The sequence below is a fragment of the Prevotella sp. HCN-7019 genome (assembly GCF_037890215.1).
Lineage (GTDB): Bacteria > Bacteroidota > Bacteroidia > Bacteroidales > Bacteroidaceae > Prevotella.
Window position 1 is genome coordinate 1 of record NZ_JBBKBO010000005.1, and the last position, 17,386, is coordinate 17,386.

A 17,386-nucleotide genomic window follows, 5' to 3' on the forward strand; every position below is an offset into this window, starting at 1 on the left:
TTCTGTCAATGCAATACTTGATTAATATTACACAACAGGAATTTGTCTCTGTTCAGAATTTCCATTCAAACCGATTTAAAGTTCAATAAAACTAATCAACGGATCTATTAACCCTTGATTTCAATGTTATCGAAATCGCTTCTTGTACTACTTTCTCTGTCTTTATGTAAGTTATTCAAAGAACTCTTTCTTTTATTGCTTGTGGTTATCTATTAACCGAAAGCGGATGCAAAGGTAGTGTAAATTTGCATTCCCTCCAAATATTTTGAACAGAAATTTACTTTAACCTTTAATTTTAACATACATTCACAATACAAAGCGTTCATAACACATTATTATAATATATAAACGCTATACGTATTCATTTTATATTAATTAGACCGAATACAACTGAACTCATTCATATATCTCGTCAACACCCAAGTTTGTTTCCTCTTCTTCCACGAATGCACACGGATCGTAACCTTCAGGCATATCAAATTTTGCAGAAGAATCATATCCCAATGTCTTATCAGCATATACTTTTTTCATAAAATATGCCCATATAGGCAAAGCCATAGTTGCGCCCTGCCCCATTCTCATTGAGTCGAAATGAATATCACGGTCTTCACCTCCAACCCAGCATCCACTTACAAGCTGAGGAGTGAAACCAACGAACCAGGCATCAGAATTTCGGTTTGTCGTACCAGTTTTACCACCAATCTCTCCTGGAATATTATATTTGAATCTCAAACGTCCGGCAGTTCCACCATCTACAACACCTTTCAAAAGCACTAGCATCTTATTAGCACTCTCCTCACTGATAACTTCATTCATATGAGGTCTGAAACTTGCAATTACATTACCCTCGTTGTCCTCTATCCTAGTGACAAATAAAGGTGCAGTACGTATACCATGATTAACAAACGCCGTATAACCACTCACCATCTCTGCTACAGAAACCTCACAAGGTCCGAGACAAAGAGACATTGAAGGATAAACATCCGGATTGTTTATGCCATAATCCCGCAAAAGACTCACAAACTGCTGTGGATTGAGTTTGCTCATGAGATAAGCCGAAATCCAGTTGTTCGACTGCGCCAAGCCCCATTTCAATGTAACAAGCTCACCATAACGTTTACGGCTCGCATTGCGCGGTGTCCATGGTTTGCCTGCAACTATATAGGTCTGCTGCACATTTGGAACCTTATCACAAGGCGAGAAACCGTTTTCCATTGCCAATGAATAAAGGAACGGTTTAATGGTAGAACCTATCTGGCGACGTCCGTTCATCACCATATCATACATAAAATGTGAATAATCGAGTCCTCCGACATATGCCTTAACTTCACCTGTCTTCGGATCCATACTCATAAATCCGGCTCTCAGGAATGACTTAACGTATCTGATACTGTCGAGCGGTGTCATCACAGTGTCTATATCACCATGGTATGTGAACACTGACATTTCCACAGGTGTATGAAAAGCCTTTCTTATTTCTTCATCAGAAGCACCTGAAGCCTTCATCTCTCTGTATCGTTCACTTTGTCTTACAGATCTCTCCATTATCTGATCCACCTGTTTGGCAGTAAGTGCATCTGAGAAAGGAGCATTACGCTTTCTACGTTTTTCCTTGAAAAATTCAGGTTGAAGGAACTTTGCGACATGCCCGTAAACAGATTCTTCCGCATAACGCTGCATTCTTGAATCCACAGTTGTATAAACCTTCAATCCGTCTGTATTCAGATTATATGGTTTGCCATCCTTCTTGAAATTCTTGTTACACCATCCGTACAACGGATCGTTCACCCATGCTATCGAATCAAGCACATACTGTCTCTGGTTCCATTCCGGATAATTATCCTTTTCCGGACGCTGTGCGGTCATATACATTCTGAGGAACTCACGGAAATAAGGTGCGGTTCCATTTTTGTGGTCCGTACGATGAAAATCAAGAGTCAGCGGTTCGTCAGAATACCGGTTGTAATCTGCTGTTGAAATGAAACCAGCCTTTCTCATCTGTCCGAGCACAACATTACGGCGGTTACGGCAGCGCTCAGGATATCTCACAGGATTAAAAAGCGACGGATTTTTACAAAGTCCTACCAATGTGGCCGCTTCTGTTACAGTAAGATCTTTCGGCTCCTTATTAAAATAGGTATTAGCTGCAGTCTTTATTCCTACCGCATTATGCAAAAAATCAAAATAATTAAGATAAAGAGCTATTATCTCCTCTTTTGTATAATAGCGCTCCAGTTTCACAGCAATCACCCATTCAATTGGTTTCTGCAAAAGCCTCTCCACTGTACTTCCTGCAGTTTCGGAATAAAGCTGCTTTGCCAACTGCTGCGTAATTGTAGAACCTCCTCCAGCACTTTCCTGTCCGAGCAAACCTCTCTTGACCATTGCACGTCCGAGCGCAATGAAGTCTATTCCGGAATGATCATAAAAGCGTTCATCCTCTGTTGCAATAAGCGCCTGCACCAGATGCGGAGACAGATTCGAATAAGAAACACATATTCGGTTTTCACGATTGAGATTCCATGTACCAATCACCTTGCCGTCTGACGAATATACCTGCGTGGCAAATCTGCTTATCGGATTCTGCAAGTCCTCCAACGGAGGCATATAACCTATCCATCCAAACCAGATGGCTGTAAAAGCTGCCGCACCTGCGACAAAACACAAAACTAATAATCCCCAAAGAAAATGTATAAAGATTTTTCTCATGACCGGAAACCGATTTTTTGGCAAAGATAATGCAATTAGGATAAAAAGCAAAACAAATATAATGATATTTTCCATATCGCTTTACGCCGTCAAAAGAAACGGAAACAGCGGTCAACAATATCATTATATACAACTATAAAAAATATCGTCATACAAGCGTAAGCTGTCAAAGCGTTCCGCACACATACCACCACATATATCATACACAAAAAGCATACACTCTTCATCATAAAAGACATTACTGATATATACAAAAATGCACCTGACTCAGTCATTAATCACCCCAGAAGCCACTCCATTTGAAAAAATATGATTAACTTAGCGGTCGAAAGCAAAAAGAAAACCATAAAAATAATGAAACACGATTTCGTAACAATTGCTGACCTGTCGAAAGACAAAATCATGTATATGATAAGGCTGGCACAGGAATTCGAGAAGCACCCCAACAGAGAACTTCTCAAAGGCAAAATTGTAGCAACCCTTTTCTTCGAACCGTCAACACGCACCAGGCTCAGTTTTGAAACGGCAGCCAACCGTCTAGGAGCCAAAGTGATAGGATTCTCGGATGCAAAAGCATCCAGTGTCACAAAAGGCGAAACGCTCAAAGACACAATCCTGATGGTGTCCAACTATGCTGACGTCATCGTGATGCGCCACTACATAGAAGGTGCGGCACAATACGCGAGCGAGATTTCGCCGGTGCCAATAGTAAATGCAGGAGACGGTGCCCACATGCACCCATCGCAGTGTCTGCTTGACCTCTATTCAATATACAAAACCCAGGGCACACTCGAAAACCTCAACATATATCTTGTGGGCGATCTGAAATACGGCCGCACGGTACACTCACTCATAACTGCCATGCGCCACTTCAATCCAACTTTCCACTTCATTGCTCCGGAAGAACTCGCCATGCCAAACGAATACAAACTGTATTGCAAACAGCACGGCATAAAATTTGAAGAGCACACGGAATTCAACGAGAATATAATAGCCGACGCCGACATACTGTACATGACAAGAGTGCAGAAGGAGCGTTTCTCCGACCTCATGGAATACGAACGCGTAAAGAACGTGTATATCCTGAAGAACTCGATGCTGAAAAACGCCAAGGAAAACATGAAGATACTCCACCCGCTGCCACGCGTGAACGAGATTGCCTACGATGTCGACGCCAATCCGCACGCATACTACATACAACAGGCCGGTAACGGTCTGTTCGCACGCGAAGCCATCTTCAGCCATGTCCTCGACATAAGTCTTGACGAAGTGATAAACGACAAGACCATTATAGAATAGTCAGACAGCAGTAAACAACGAACATCAATCAGCAAACTCATGAACAAGACAGAAAGACTGGTTGCCGCAATCAAGAACGGAACCGTTATAGACCATATACCGGCTGAGAAAACCTATCAGGTTGCAACAATTCTCGGACTTCAGAATCTCAGCACACCAATAACCATCGGATACAACTATCCGTCAAAGAAAATAGGAAGCAAAGGCATCATAAAGGTGTCTGACAAATTCTTCACCGACGAGGAGATATCACGTCTGTCAGTCGTTGCCCCCAAAGTGGTCCTCAACATAATACGCAACTACGAAGTGGTAGAGAAGAAAACCGTCGAAATGCCCGATGAACTGCGCGGCATAGTGAAATGCAATAATCCGAAATGCATCACCAACAACGAACCGATGGAGACTGTGTTCAATGTTGTCGACAAGGAACGCGGCACACTGAAGTGCCACTACTGCGACAAGGAGCAGGAAATCAGCGAGGTGAAGCTGGTATGATATTTTGTCATGCACGGCTTGCCAGTAACAGAAAAAAGAAGTAACTTTGCAAAAAGATTATTTCGCCTACAAAAAATTCACATAAAACAAATACAGAAACCGCAATGAAAAGAGACCAGGAGATTTTTGATCTTATCGAAAAGGAGCATCAACGCCAGTTGAAAGGCATTGAGCTGATCGCATCAGAAAACTTTGTAAGCAATGAGGTGATGGAAGCCATGGGCTCATATCTCACCAACAAGTATGCCGAAGGATATCCAGGAAAGAGATACTACGGCGGATGCGGCGTGGTTGATGAAGTAGAAACACTTGCCATAGAGAGAGTGAAAAAACTCTTCGGGGCCGAATATGCCAACGTGCAGCCGCACTCAGGTGCACAGGCCAACGCAGCCGTACTGCTGGCCGTACTGAAACCCGGCGACACATTCCTTGGCCTGAACCTTGCACACGGAGGCCACCTTTCACACGGCTCGGCGGTCAATACATCAGGTATTCTGTATCATGCTGTAGGCTACGACCTTAACAAGGAAACGGGACGCGTTGATTACGACCAGATGGAACAACTCGCCATCGAGAACAAGCCGAAACTCATCATTGGCGGTGGTTCAGCCTACAGCCGCGAGTGGGACTACAAACGCATGCGTGAGATAGCCGATAAGGTGGGCGCACTGCTCATGATCGACATGGCTCATCCGGCAGGACTCATCGCAGCCGGACTGCTCGACAACCCGGTGAAATATGCACACATCGTGACATCAACCACACACAAGACTCTGCGCGGACCGCGCGGCGGTATCATCCTCATGGGCAAGGACTTCGAGAATCCATGGGGCCTGACAACTCCGAAGGGACAAGTTAAGATGATGAGCCAGCTGCTCAATTCAGCCGTATTCCCCGGAACACAGGGCGGACCGCTCGAGCACGTCATCGCAGCCAAGGCCGTAGCTTTCGGCGAGGCTCTTCAGCCGGAATTCAAGGAGTGGGCAAAACAGGTGCAGAAAAATGCAAAAGTACTGGCAGACGAACTCATCAAACGTGGTTTCACCATCGTAAGCGGCGGTACAGACAACCACTCCATGCTCGTCGATCTGCGTTCAAAATATCCTGACCTCACAGGTAAGGTGGCAGAAAACGCACTCGTAGCAGCAGACATCACCGTGAACAAGAACATGGTGCCGTTCGACACACGCAGCGCATTCCAGACATCAGGTATACGTTTGGGCACACCAGCCATCACAACACGTGGTGCAAAGGAAGACCTCATGGTAGAAATAGCAGCACTCATCGAGGAAGTACTCAACGATCCGGAGAACGAGGAAGTGATAGCAAGTGTACGCCAGAGAGTAAACGAAAAGATGAAGAACTATCCTCTCTTCGCTTATTAAGCATCAGCCAAAATGAAATAAAGAAACGGGAGGAATGGTCCGAAAAGGGCTTCCTCCCGTTTTTTTAATACTCGGAGAAGCATGACACAGGAAATCATAATATACATAATAATAGCAGTGGCGGTGATAATTGCCATAAGATGGACTACTGTCACAATAAAAAACGCAAAAAAAGACAACGCAAAGTGTGCCGGGTGCCCTCTGACGGAGGTTTGCAGCTCAAAAAACAAAAATAATTGCCCAAATAACGAAACAAATAAGAAAAAACATGCTTAAAATTTGTCAGATTGAATAAAAAGTCATACCTTTGCAATCGCAAATGAAAACGGTGCCTTGGATGAGTGGCTTAGTCAACGGTCTGCAAAACCGTCTACGGCGGTTCGAATCCGCCAGGCACCTCTTGAAGAACTACAATTAATTGAATAAATTATTTGTAGTTCTTTTTGTTTAAACATACATAACCTGACTATAACAAAAACTTAAACCGTTATGAGAAAAACCTTTATCACACTAATGGCAGCACTGGCTTTAGGTACGGGCAGCGTCTGCGCACAGGCCTATCAGCCCTCTCCGGAAAACATTCAGGCAAGAAAGGAATTCCAGGACATGAAGTTCGGAATATTCATCCACTGGGGCATCTACTCCATGCTGGCCGACGGCGAATGGGTGCAACACTCAAAACGAATAGACCGTAACGAATATTCCAAACTGGCAGCAGGCTTCTATCCGTCGCGTTTCAACGCACACGAATGGGTTAAAGCATTCAAGGACGCCGGAGCCGGATATGTCACCATAACATCTCGCCACCACGACGGATTCTCAATGTTCGACACCAAAGCCACGGACTACGACATCATTGACGCCACACCTTTCAAACGCGACATACTGAAAGAGCTGGCCGACGAATGTGAGAAACAAGGCATAAAACTGCACATATACTACTCACACATGGACTGGTTCCGCCCGGACTATCCGCTCGGTGGTACAAGCCAGGCGCTGCCCCAGCCCGAAGGATCTGCCAACTGGAACTCATACTTCAACTTCATGAACACACAGCTCACCGAGATACTGACCAACTACGGCAAGATAGGAGCAATATGGTTTGACGGTATGTGGGACCACCCCAACAACTTCGACTGGCAGCTTGACGAGCAGTACGCCCTCATACACAAGTTGCAACCGGCATGCCTCATAGGCAACAACCACCACACTGCACCACACGAGGGCGAGGACTTCCAGCTGTTCGAACAGGATCTGCCCGGTGAGAACAGCGCCGGATTCTCCGGAGGACAGAAAGTGAGCGACATGTTGCCTCTGGAGTCGTGCCAGACAATGAACAACACTTGGGGCTACAGCATCACCGACAAGTCGTATAAATCTACTGACGAACTAATAAGAAGACTCGTTAAATCGGCCGGAATGAACTCCAACCTGCTGCTCAACATCGGTCCGCGCCCTGACGGACAACTGCCCGACGAGGCCATGACAAGACTCAAAGAAATCGGCAAATGGACAAAACGCTACGGCGGAACCATATACGGCACACGCGGCGGACTGATAAAGCCTCAACCATGGGGCGTGAGCACACAAAAGGACAACACACTCTATCTGCACATTCTCGACCTCAAGGAACAGAGCCTGACAATACCGCTGAGTGCGAAAAAGATAAAATCGGCCAGAATGTATGACGACGGCAGCAAACTGAAACTGCAGAAACACGGAAAAGACTCAACCGTAATAAATCTGCCGTCAGTGCCGCAAAGCGTAGATACGATTGTGGAGATAACGCTGAAGAAATAATGAGACAAAAGCGTGTTTTCACGAAAGACTGCATAAACATGCAATTATGAAAGTAAGGTGTTTTGACAAAAATAATTTGCAAAATAGATAAGTGGAGCGTCTCAAAAGCACACGATAAGAGAAGAAAGAAAAACTTTCAGACGCGACAATATTAATAAGACAATCAGCTACAGCCCCCACGGGAGTGCAGAAAGCATCGTTTTTGCACCCTTGCGGGGGCTTTTTCGTACCATAAGAAGTCGCTGCATAAATATACACGGCGGTTCCGGATGCTGTATATTTATGCATATGCGCTTGCCAATCCTTCATCGTGGACAAACGCCACATTAAGACACAGAACGCGTAAGAAGCAAAGGAAATGGTATTAGAGGCATTGTTTCAGCCACAATAAACAACATGAAAACAATCCTTACCGGAAAATACGGCAATAAGAGCTATAATATGAAAACGAAGAAAGGCTGCTCCGGATAATCTGGAACAGCCTTTCTTCGTGACTCCGACAGGATTCAAACCTGTAACCTTCTGATCCGTAGTCAGATGCTCTATTCAGTTGAGCTACGGAGCCTCGTTTCTTGTTTGCGGTTGCAAAGGTATATATATTTTTTGTTTCCACCAAACTTTAGGTCATAAAAATTAGAAAAAGGAGAGATAACCGGGTCCAGTAGAAAATCAGTATGTATTGATATAATATTAAAACCTGCGTCTTCATTCCCCTATAAGTATTTGCTGTCTCTGTCCGGATGAAACCGACAGGCGCACTTTCAAACTGTAAGCATGTTGCGGTTTTTCCGTCTGAGTTTTCTGTTCTACCCCGAAAATCCAGCGCGTATTTGCACGTTGACCTTCCTTCAGACGCAAATACGTGAAAAATAAGAACTTTGCACAAACATCAGTATACCAACGACTTACATTCAATAGCTATTTTCCCGTCACACAAAATACACTGTTTCATCATGCGATATGGCCCGTTTCATGGCCCGAAACACATCATATCACACTCTGATCTAGGCGAAACCGAAGGCTGAAACAGGCATAATCGGAACGCCATACAGACTGTTCCTGACTATCGGACTGGGTATACGAAAAGACGATATAACGCGAAACAGGCTTTAATGTATTAGATTTAACATTTCTTCACATCTCTTTCGCGATTTTCGTTTGTCAAAATAAAGTCAAGAAAAACTGTAAGTCCACCGCCCGAGTTTTCTTTAAAACCGCCGGAATCAGGCGCTATGATAAGCATCGGGCCCCCCACATGTCATACTGCGATGGTCATCCGGTTATGCCAAAACGTATTTCTCATCACGTGGTGTCCATACGGTCGCGATACGTGCCGTCCCGCACAGTCAGGACGGTTTGCGGCCCTTAGTGGAGAGTTACAAATAAAAAAACGGCCCACACAGAATTTCTACTGATAGTAGATAACAGTACATAAACAAAGGTATATAAACGAAGAAAGGCTGCTCCGGATAATCTGGAACAGCCTTTCTTCGTGACTCCGACAGGATTCAAACCTGTAACCTTCTGATCCGTAGTCAGATGCTCTATTCAGTTGAGCTACGGAGCCTCGTTTCTTGTTTGCGGTTGCAAAGGTATACATATTTTAGGTTTCCACCAAACAAATTCGATATTTTTTTTGTTTTTTCTTCAGAAAAACCCAAAATAAGTGCATTTCGCCCTACTCCTCCGCCTTAAGAATGGGCAAAGAGATGTGATATTTCACGGCAAGGAGTCTTATGGCGCATATTATCAGGAACGACAGTACGACAGCCATGCTCACATTAATGCCCGCAACCACAAATCCCCAATAGGCAAGTCCGCCTACAACGCTGGCCATGGCGTATATCTCCTTTTGGAAAATGACGGGCACATTGTTGAGCAAGACATCGCGTATGACGCCTCCGGCCGAACCGGTGATGCATCCCATGATTATGGCAACCCAGAAAGGATGGCCGCAGTCGATGGTTTTCTGAAGTCCGGCAATGGTGAACAGAGCCAGTCCGAGAGTGTCGAAAAAGAACCAGGCATTGTCAAGACGTTTGAGGTAACGGGCGAAAACTATCACAAAAATCTGGGCCATGACTGTACACACCAGATAGATGGATGATGTCATCCAGAACGGAGTCACACCGAGCATGACGTCACGTATGGTGCCTCCTCCTATGGCCACAGCCACACCGCATACGAAACCTCCGAACCAGTCGAAATGCTTGGCTGCGGCATGGCGTATGCCGGATATGGCAAACGCAAATGTACCGAGAAACTCTATAACGCTGAAAAGCGTGCCGTATATTATCTGATTGTCCATCGTCAGCGGTTGACTACGTTTACAGGATTTCCGTCAACAAATGCTCTCACATTGTTTATGGCACACTTGACAAGACGTATACGTGCTTCGCGGGTGGCCCAGGCTATGTGAGGCGTTATGTATGCATTAGGCTGTCTGAGCAGAGGATTGTCTGCCGAAGGAGGCTCACAGCTCATCACGTCGGCACCATAGGCGGCAAGGCGTCCGCTCTCAAGAGCCTCTGCCACGTCGTGTTCGTTAACAACAGGTCCGCGGCTGGTGTTGATGATTATTGCTCCGGGACGCATACGTGCTATACTGTCGCGGTTGATGAGATTGCGTGTCGAGTCGGTAAGCGGACAGTGAAGCGTGAGGATATCGCTCACGGCAAGCAGTCCGTCCATAGTGGTCTTCTGTATTCCGGCGGGCAGTTCGGAGAGGTGCTTACTCGTGAAGGCAAAAACGTCCATGCCGAAATCCATAGCAATGCGTGCCACCTTTCCACCTATGTTGCCGAGTCCTACAATGCCGAGCGTCTTGCCGGCAAGTTCGGTGAGGGGTGTGTCTGCATAACAGAAGTCTTCGCCCTCGCTCCAGCGTCCGGCGCGGTTCTGTGTGGCATAATGCTCCACACGGTTGGTGATATTCAGGACATGCGCGAAAACCATTTGTGCCACGCTGTCCGTGCTGTATGCCGGAACATTGGTGACAACGATGCCGAGCTTGCGTGCGGCATCAATATCAACAGTGTTGAATCCTGTGGCAAGAACTCCTATATACTTAAGACGGGGAAGTTTGGAAAGAGTAGCAGCGTCGAGCACTGTCTTGTTTGTCATCACAGCCTCGGCATCACCGATCCGGCTGACTACTTCTTCTGCTGAAGTGCGTGGATAAACCACGAGTTCTCCAAATTCTTTCAGCGGCTCCCACGACAGGTCGCCGGGATTGGCACAATGGCCATCCAATATAACGATTTTCATATTTTAATGTTGTTTTGTTCTATTATCCTTGTGGGTCAATTATCCTTGAATCTGTCGCCCCAGCACTGCAACATCCACTGATACTGCTTTTCTTCGGTAGGTGTATGCTGGGCATGCCATATTCTTGTATCCGTCAGTTCGTCGGGCATATACTGCTGTCTGACGAAATGGCCGGGAAAGTCGTGCGAGTATTTGTATCCGTCGCTGTAGCCGATATTCTTCATAAGCTCGGTCGGAGCATTGCGCAGATGGAGCGGCACTGGCTGATTGCCGGTACGCCGTACAATCTCCAATGCGGAGTTGATGCCCATATACGCAGAGTTACTCTTCGGGCTTGTGGCAAGATAGACCGCCGCCTCAGCCAACGGTATGCGCCCTTCAGGCCATCCGATCTTGGTAACGGCATCAAAGGCTGCATTTGCAAGAAGCAATGCGTTGGGATTGGCCAGTCCGATGTCCTCTGCCGCACTTATGACCAGACGGCGGGCAATGAACTTTGGATCCTCGCCACCCTCTATCATGCGTGCCATCCAGTAAAGCGCCGCGTCGGGATCGCTGCCACGTATGCTTTTGATGAATGCTGATACAATGTCGTAGTGCATCTCGCCGTCCTTGTCGTATGCAAGAGGATTCTGCTGCAGACGGTTCACAACAATGTCGTCGGTTATAACAACATCGCCACTCTCTGCCTCAACTACAAGTTCGAGAATATTGAGCAACTTGCGGGCATCGCCACCGCTGTATCTCAAAAGTGCATCGGTCTCGCGCAACTCGATATGTCTGCGGCTGAGTTCGACGTCCTTTGTGACGGCACGGTTGAGAAGTTCGAGAAGATCGTCCTTGTCGAGTGGTTTCAGAACATACAGCTGACAACGCGAGAGCAGCGGTCTGATAACCTCGAACGACGGATTTTCGGTAGTGGCGCCTATTAACGTAACGACACCCCGCTCCACAGCTCCGAGCAGTGAATCCTGCTGCGACTTGCTGAAACGGTGAATCTCGTCAATAAACAGAATGGGTGAAGCCGTGGAAAAGAACTGGCCCTTGCGTGCACGTTCGATAACATCACGAACGTCTTTTACGCCGCTTGTTACAGCACTGAGCGTATAAAAAGGTGTTTCCAGCTTGTTGGCAATGATCTGTGCCAGAGTGGTTTTCCCAACACCGGGAGGCCCCCATAAAATAAACGAAGATATGCGTCCTGCATCGATCATTCTGCGCAGGACTGCCCCCTCACCTACAAGATGTTTCTGACCGACATATTCGTCGATCGTACGGGGTCTCATTCTTTCTGCCAAAGGCTCACTCATATCATGTACAAAATTAGAAAATATATGCGACACCGACAAAAATTCTATATGAAAAACTTGTAAATTAAAAGTAAAGTATATACTTTTGCAGCGCCTCATTGCGACGTATTATGAAGATAACAATCGTTCAGACAGACATACAATGGGCTGCGTTTGACAACAACGCATCTGCTGCCCGGAATATCATATTCTCTGCAGGAGAAAGCGACATGTATGTCCTGCCGGAAATGTGGAACACCGGCTTTGCCGTCGCAAAAGAAGAGGTCTCGGCCTCATCATCAGACCGGGCACTGGAATGGATGCAGGAAACCGCGCGGCAGACGGACGCCGTAGTGTGTGGAAGCATGGCCGTAAAAAACGAAGACAAAGCAAACATGGCCATACATCCATATAGAAACAGACTGTTCTTTGTAAAACCGGACGGTTCGTACACATGGTATGACAAACATCATCTGTTCGGACCCGCAGGCGAAGACATCATGTTTGCCGCAGGTGATAAACGCGTGATTGCAGAATGGAAAGGATGGCGATTCCTGCTCACAATATGCTACGACTTGAGATTTCCGTTATGGCTGCGCTATAACAACGACTATGACGCAATAATAAATGTTGCGAACTGGCCCGATATGCGCCATGAAGCATGGGATGTACTCACAAAAGCACGTGCTATAGAGAACCAATGCTATTTCATCGCATGCAACAGAACGGGACACGACAAAACTGCATATTATTCAGGCCACAGCCGGATAATAGATCCGGAAGGACGGATATTGACTGAATGTGAAGCCGGAAAACAGCAGTTCGCCACAACCGTCATTGACAAAAACAAAATGACAAGCTACAGGCGGACATTCAACGTATTGGACGAAAGAGACAATAAGTAACATTATGATATGAAACAACAGAAAGCATTAACTCTTAAAACATTAACAAAAAGCAATGTGTGGGATTTACAGGAAAACGACATTCTGCACATGTGGGAATCTGCTGAAAGGGATGCTGACCTCAAGGACAACATGCGGCATTACATTGATGTAATACGTAGCGCGTTCGACATGGAAGAGGTGAAAATAGCCAAACCAGAGGTTATCAGCAAATATGAGGCACGTGGATATAAAATCGGAACAATACGCCTGGATGAGAATAACAAGGCAAAATGGGCAATAAAGAAACGTCCGATAGCCAGAGTGACAGACCTCACATACGAAAACATACATCATATCACAGCAGAAAAACTGCTCGAAGTGATCGACAGCAATTTCGGAGGTGGCTGGGAGTCTCTCTCACAGAGCATCCGTGATATAATTGAAAGCGGATTTGACATCAGTACAACCACTTTACCGAAAACCAGACTCCATAAACCTGGAGGCATGTATGAAAAGAAAATAAATGACGGATACGAAGTCCTGGAAATAGAAAAAGGCATGTGGGTGGAAGCCATATTTGCCAAGGAGAAACCGGAGAGCGAGCCTTATATGCCTCTGAAAGATTCAGAAAACAACAAATATCGTGGACTTGACGATGATGACGATGACTACGATGAGGACAAAGACGATAAATATGACGATGACGACGATGATGCTTTCGATGAAGACAAGCTGACAGAAGAAAGTTATCGCACAACATTCGAAACTGATCCGGAAGAACTGACACTCGAAGCCGAAGACGTCACAGACGACGACAACTATTGATAATAGTTCCGAATATTCGATTGATATAAAAAGCGCCTGGCTGTTATTTGATAAACAGTCAGGCGCTTTTTATTATCATACGTTCATAAACATTCATAAGGAACTATACGACCCGTATACGCCATAAAAATGTGCTACAGAAGCGTACAACGCGCTATCACCAGAGAGTTATTATCCAAACTCCTTTTCGTTACTATACAGCACGAAAACCACTCCCAAAAGCACCATTGACAATATAATATTTCCGAATAAAACAACATGATGATAATAGCGTGAAACATTATATCACCTTATTTCTTAGGCACGAATGTTTCCCAAGTCTGATCATCATAGAAGATTCTTATTTCAGTTATTTTGCGTTGTGGTTTGTCAAAATTTTTTACTATATTTTTTGTATCGCTATACGAAAACTGAACACCTGATACAGGGGAAGGTTTTACCGAAGGGGAGGGTTGTTGATCATCAAAGTCAAGCATCCTCTCCGTAACCCTTCCAGAATCATCCTGAGCTTTCTCTGAAAGATCTGCATCCTCACCGTCAATATACATATCACCATTTCCAAACAATAGCCAATCTGTAGATATATTAGGTATCTTATTTTTTATTGCTTCGACGATTGTAAGAGTAGGACGGGTACGACCGGTGAATATACTGCTTAATGTTGCCGGAGCAATTTGAATGAATTCAGCAAATACCTGTTGTGTCATATGTTGACTCTCCATGACCTTTCTGATTCTGTCTTTCATATATAAAAGTTGTTTTTATAGTCTATAAATAGGTGTTTTATATTGATTCCACAAAATTAAAACAAAAAAATCACATACACAACATTTGTATAGCATATTTACATTTAAATAAATTACATTTATGATATCAAATTCAATATTTCAAACAACAATAATTCTGATAATATACATTTACATATACAAATCTATATTATAGTGCAGAAAACACATCTAATATTTTGTTTATGCATATCATTATTTTACGCTGATAATGAATAGGGTTATTTCAATGTATAAATAGGTAAAATCGTTATTATTTTAGGTATTATTCCTATATAATAGTACGAATATTAAATGTTTATATTAATATTTTCTCTTAACTGGCTCATTTGCACTAATATATACACACAAAACACCTATTGCATATATATACATATGCATATATAAAGTAAAATAATATTGATTTGTATATACAAATCAATATTTGTTTAGTTCACACAAAGATTTATATTACATATTTACAAATGTGATAATCATGCAAGTATCCAACATGTTTACAATATAATATTCAGGAAACTTAAATGCAAAAATTGGTTAACTGTTGATTTTCATAACTCTATCATGGCAATTTTTTCCATTTTTTCAATAATCCCGACAAACGTCAAGATCAGCTCAAAATATTCAAAATATATGGGGGAATAATTCACATAACCATCGTATTTATAGCTATTTATGCAAAAAAAAGGCTATAAACAAAAGTTGTATTTTAGAAAAAAACAGGACGAAAAAGGGCGTTTTTCAGTGCAAAATATAGAATATAAGCTCTTTCATAAGCTCCCCAGAACCTGTATTTGGATTACCCAACCCCTTACTTTTGGCATCAATTTCTCTTATTTTAGAAATAATCTGCATTGTTTTCATGGGAGTGTAATTTTTCATACCGATCATATACTCCTTTGCCGCCCATGGCGTCTTCAGTTCCAACGCCTCTGCAACAGCAGAATCATTTGTGCGATTCGGAGTATAATGTGCTATCATCAGATTCTGGAAGAAACCAAACAACAAAGGCAAGAAAGAATAGACAGAACCAGCCTTTGGATTTTTGTCAAAATAATTTACTATTCTATTTGCCTTCATTATATCACGTTCAATGATGGCACGACGCAATTCAAACGAGTTGTAATCCTTACTCACTCCGATCTGATGTTCCACGATTTCAGGTGTCACACGTTTATCATTATCCGGAAGTGAGATAAGCAATTTGTCCAACTCAGAAACAAGACGACTTATGTCAGAACCGATATGTTCGGCAACAATAGCTGCCGACTTTTCATCAATAGCCGCCTTGTGCATTTTCATATACGTTGTGATGAATCCCGGCAATTCATTATCACGCTTTTTTTTGCTTTCAAAAACAACGCCGACGGATTCAGCTTTAGCTACAATCTTTTTACGTCTGTCAATTGTTCCGTTCTTATAACACAATACCAGAATTGTCGAAGACACCGGTTTATCAAGATATTTCTCCAAAGCATCAAAAGAACGAAGATTCTGAGCTTCCTTGACAACAATCAGTCTGTGCTCTGCCGGCATCACAGGATAACCTTTTGCAATATCCACAATCTGTGACGCTGTGACGTCCGCACCAAAAAGAATATTCTGATTGAAAAACAATTCGTCAGGCTGTAACACATTATCAGAAATATAATCAGATATCTTATCTATGAAATAAGACTCCTCGCCCATCAATAAATATATGGGGAAAAATCTGCGAGCCTTCAGATCATGCATCACAGATTCATATGTTGTCACAGACTTCTTTTCTGCCATTTTGAAATACTTGTTTTTTTAAAACCAACACACATCCTACTGAATAAGATCAGAAACAGAATGGATAATGTCTTCCAATTCCTCATGGATCCATACATTGTGAGATGTGCCAGAATCATGCATCCACCCATAAAAACAGACATGAATTATTTTGTTCCATACACTATTCACATTATCTTTGCAATCAAAAACAATCGTGTACAGACACAAAATCCATTGCTTCTGCAACAAAGACAACTTGTCAGAATCTGCATTATGCACGGATTATTCCTTGGTACAAAATTAATAAAATGATCCGACTAAACCTACCAAGTTTTCAAATAAAATTGTCCGGTACAAAACAAAGGCCGGCCATATACGATATTCTCAGAAGAAAGCATGTGGCACTCACTCCTGAAGAATGGGTGAGACAGCATTTCGTACATTATATGATAGAGCACAAATCGTATCCGGCCTCACTCATGGCAAACGAAGTAAGTCTGAAATGCGGCACCAAATCACTTCGTGCCGACACCGTATTATATAACAGAAGTCTCAAACCGATAATGATAATAGAATACAAAGCACCAGACATCGCCATAACACGCAACGTATTTGACCAGATATCGGCATACAACCTGCTGCTCCACGTAGACTATCTGATCATGAGCAACGGTCTGCAACACTATTGTTGCAAAATGGATTACGAACAGCGCAGCTACACATTTCTTAAAGATATTCCAAGCTATCCGGACATCATATGACAGCCGGACTGATCTGGTTCCAATTATTATAAAAATAAAAGAATATCTACTTTTTACTTAATTTATTGTCAGAAAAACACAAAGGCATTATCTTTGCATATAATGTAATACATCAGAACGGATTTACCGACT

General features: G+C 43.7%; 13 protein-coding genes and 3 tRNA genes. 8 read left to right on the plus strand and 8 right to left on the minus strand.

The window, feature by feature from the left end:
- Positions 1-396 precede the first annotated feature (396 nt).
- On the minus strand, positions 397-2,709 hold the full coding sequence (locus WKT13_RS08070; RefSeq protein WP_340323510.1) for a transglycosylase domain-containing protein: 2,313 nt from the start codon (positions 2,707-2,709) through the stop codon (positions 397-399).
- A gap of 351 nt (positions 2,710-3,060) precedes the next feature.
- On the opposite strand from WKT13_RS08070, the gene pyrB reads away from it, so the two are divergent.
- The 5 genes from pyrB to WKT13_RS08095 all read left to right on the plus strand — a co-directional run bounded on the left by pyrB (position 3,061) and on the right by WKT13_RS08095 (position 7,688).
- Positions 3,061-4,008 (plus strand): aspartate carbamoyltransferase, encoded by a 948-nt coding sequence (pyrB, locus tag WKT13_RS08075; RefSeq protein WP_298618267.1) that lies wholly within the window; start codon positions 3,061-3,063, stop codon positions 4,006-4,008.
- Between the two features lie 39 nt (positions 4,009-4,047).
- Complete coding sequence (gene pyrI, locus WKT13_RS08080) at positions 4,048-4,503, plus strand: aspartate carbamoyltransferase regulatory subunit (protein ID WP_298618256.1); 456 nt, start codon at positions 4,048-4,050, stop codon at positions 4,501-4,503.
- 104 nt (positions 4,504-4,607) lie between these two features.
- Positions 4,608-5,888, plus strand: a complete 1,281-nt coding sequence (glyA, locus tag WKT13_RS08085) for a serine hydroxymethyltransferase (protein ID WP_298618257.1) — start codon at positions 4,608-4,610, stop codon at positions 5,886-5,888.
- Between the two features lie 327 nt (positions 5,889-6,215).
- Positions 6,216-6,287: transfer RNA gene (locus WKT13_RS08090), tRNA-Cys, on the plus strand.
- Positions 6,288-6,377: 90 nt separating this feature from the next.
- On the plus strand, positions 6,378-7,688 hold the full coding sequence (locus WKT13_RS08095; RefSeq protein ID WP_445323593.1) for an alpha-L-fucosidase: 1,311 nt from the start codon (positions 6,378-6,380) through the stop codon (positions 7,686-7,688).
- A 491-nt stretch (positions 7,689-8,179) separates the two neighbouring features.
- Here WKT13_RS08095 and WKT13_RS08100 read toward each other — a convergent pair.
- From WKT13_RS08100 to WKT13_RS08120, 5 genes are all read right to left on the minus strand, one after another.
- Positions 8,180-8,253 (minus strand) — tRNA-Arg (locus tag WKT13_RS08100).
- Positions 8,254-9,181: 928 nt separating this feature from the next.
- A tRNA-Arg gene (locus WKT13_RS08105) sits at positions 9,182-9,255 on the minus strand.
- Between the two features lie 111 nt (positions 9,256-9,366).
- Entirely contained in the window at positions 9,367-9,996 is a 630-nt protein-coding gene (locus tag WKT13_RS08110) for a trimeric intracellular cation channel family protein (protein ID WP_298618261.1), read from the minus strand.
- Positions 9,997-9,998: 2 nt separating this feature from the next.
- Positions 9,999-10,955 carry a D-2-hydroxyacid dehydrogenase gene (locus WKT13_RS08115; RefSeq protein WP_340323511.1) on the minus strand — a complete coding sequence of 319 codons (957 nt, stop codon included), beginning with the start codon at positions 10,953-10,955 and terminating at the stop codon, positions 9,999-10,001.
- 35 nt (positions 10,956-10,990) lie between these two features.
- The gene (locus WKT13_RS08120; RefSeq protein WP_298618263.1) at positions 10,991-12,265 is read right to left on the minus strand and encodes a replication-associated recombination protein A; all 1,275 of its coding nucleotides are present in this window, start codon (positions 12,263-12,265) and stop codon (positions 10,991-10,993) included.
- 110 nt (positions 12,266-12,375) lie between these two features.
- Between WKT13_RS08120 and WKT13_RS08125 the strand changes: the two genes are divergently transcribed.
- Both WKT13_RS08125 and WKT13_RS08130 read left to right on the plus strand, forming a co-directional pair.
- Positions 12,376-13,149: a nitrilase-related carbon-nitrogen hydrolase gene (locus WKT13_RS08125; RefSeq protein WP_340323512.1), complete on the plus strand. Its 774-nt coding sequence runs from the start codon at positions 12,376-12,378 to the stop codon at positions 13,147-13,149.
- 9 nt (positions 13,150-13,158) lie between these two features.
- Positions 13,159-13,956 (plus strand): hypothetical protein, encoded by a 798-nt coding sequence (locus WKT13_RS08130; protein WP_340323513.1) that lies wholly within the window; start codon positions 13,159-13,161, stop codon positions 13,954-13,956.
- A 290-nt stretch (positions 13,957-14,246) separates the two neighbouring features.
- Here WKT13_RS08130 and WKT13_RS08135 read toward each other — a convergent pair whose 3' ends face one another.
- Positions 14,247-14,702: a helix-turn-helix domain-containing protein gene (locus WKT13_RS08135; RefSeq protein WP_340323514.1), complete on the minus strand. Its 456-nt coding sequence runs from the start codon at positions 14,700-14,702 to the stop codon at positions 14,247-14,249.
- Between the two features lie 777 nt (positions 14,703-15,479).
- Positions 15,480-16,511 (minus strand): DNA polymerase III subunit delta, encoded by a 1,032-nt coding sequence (gene holA, locus WKT13_RS08140; protein ID WP_340323515.1) that lies wholly within the window; start codon positions 16,509-16,511, stop codon positions 15,480-15,482.
- 290 nt (positions 16,512-16,801) lie between these two features.
- Here holA and WKT13_RS08145 point away from each other — a divergent pair, with 290 nt between their 5' ends.
- Positions 16,802-17,254, plus strand: a complete 453-nt coding sequence (locus WKT13_RS08145) for a type I restriction enzyme HsdR N-terminal domain-containing protein (RefSeq protein WP_340323516.1) — start codon at positions 16,802-16,804, stop codon at positions 17,252-17,254.
- Positions 17,255-17,386 lie beyond the last annotated feature (132 nt).

Coding starts and splice junctions, on each gene's coding strand:
- WKT13_RS08070 (WP_340323510.1), bottom strand. CDS start 2,709: ATGAGAAAAATCTTTATACATTTTCTTTGGGGATTATTAGTTTTGTGT.
- pyrI (WP_298618256.1), top strand. CDS start 4,048: ATGAACAAGACAGAAAGACTGGTTGCCGCAATCAAGAACGGAACCGTT.
- glyA (WP_298618257.1), top strand. CDS start 4,608: ATGAAAAGAGACCAGGAGATTTTTGATCTTATCGAAAAGGAGCATCAA.
- WKT13_RS08095 (WP_445323593.1), top strand. CDS start 6,378: ATGAGAAAAACCTTTATCACACTAATGGCAGCACTGGCTTTAGGTACG.
- WKT13_RS08110 (WP_298618261.1), bottom strand. CDS start 9,996: ATGGACAATCAGATAATATACGGCACGCTTTTCAGCGTTATAGAGTTT.
- WKT13_RS08115 (WP_340323511.1), bottom strand. CDS start 10,955: ATGAAAATCGTTATATTGGATGGCCATTGTGCCAATCCCGGCGACCTG.
- WKT13_RS08120 (WP_298618263.1), bottom strand. CDS start 12,265: ATGAGTGAGCCTTTGGCAGAAAGAATGAGACCCCGTACGATCGACGAA.
- WKT13_RS08125 (WP_340323512.1), top strand. CDS start 12,376: ATGAAGATAACAATCGTTCAGACAGACATACAATGGGCTGCGTTTGAC.
- WKT13_RS08130 (WP_340323513.1), top strand. CDS start 13,159: ATGAAACAACAGAAAGCATTAACTCTTAAAACATTAACAAAAAGCAAT.
- WKT13_RS08135 (WP_340323514.1), bottom strand. CDS start 14,702: ATGAAAGACAGAATCAGAAAGGTCATGGAGAGTCAACATATGACACAA.
- holA (WP_340323515.1), bottom strand. CDS start 16,511: ATGGCAGAAAAGAAGTCTGTGACAACATATGAATCTGTGATGCATGAT.
- WKT13_RS08145 (WP_340323516.1), top strand. CDS start 16,802: ATGATCCGACTAAACCTACCAAGTTTTCAAATAAAATTGTCCGGTACA.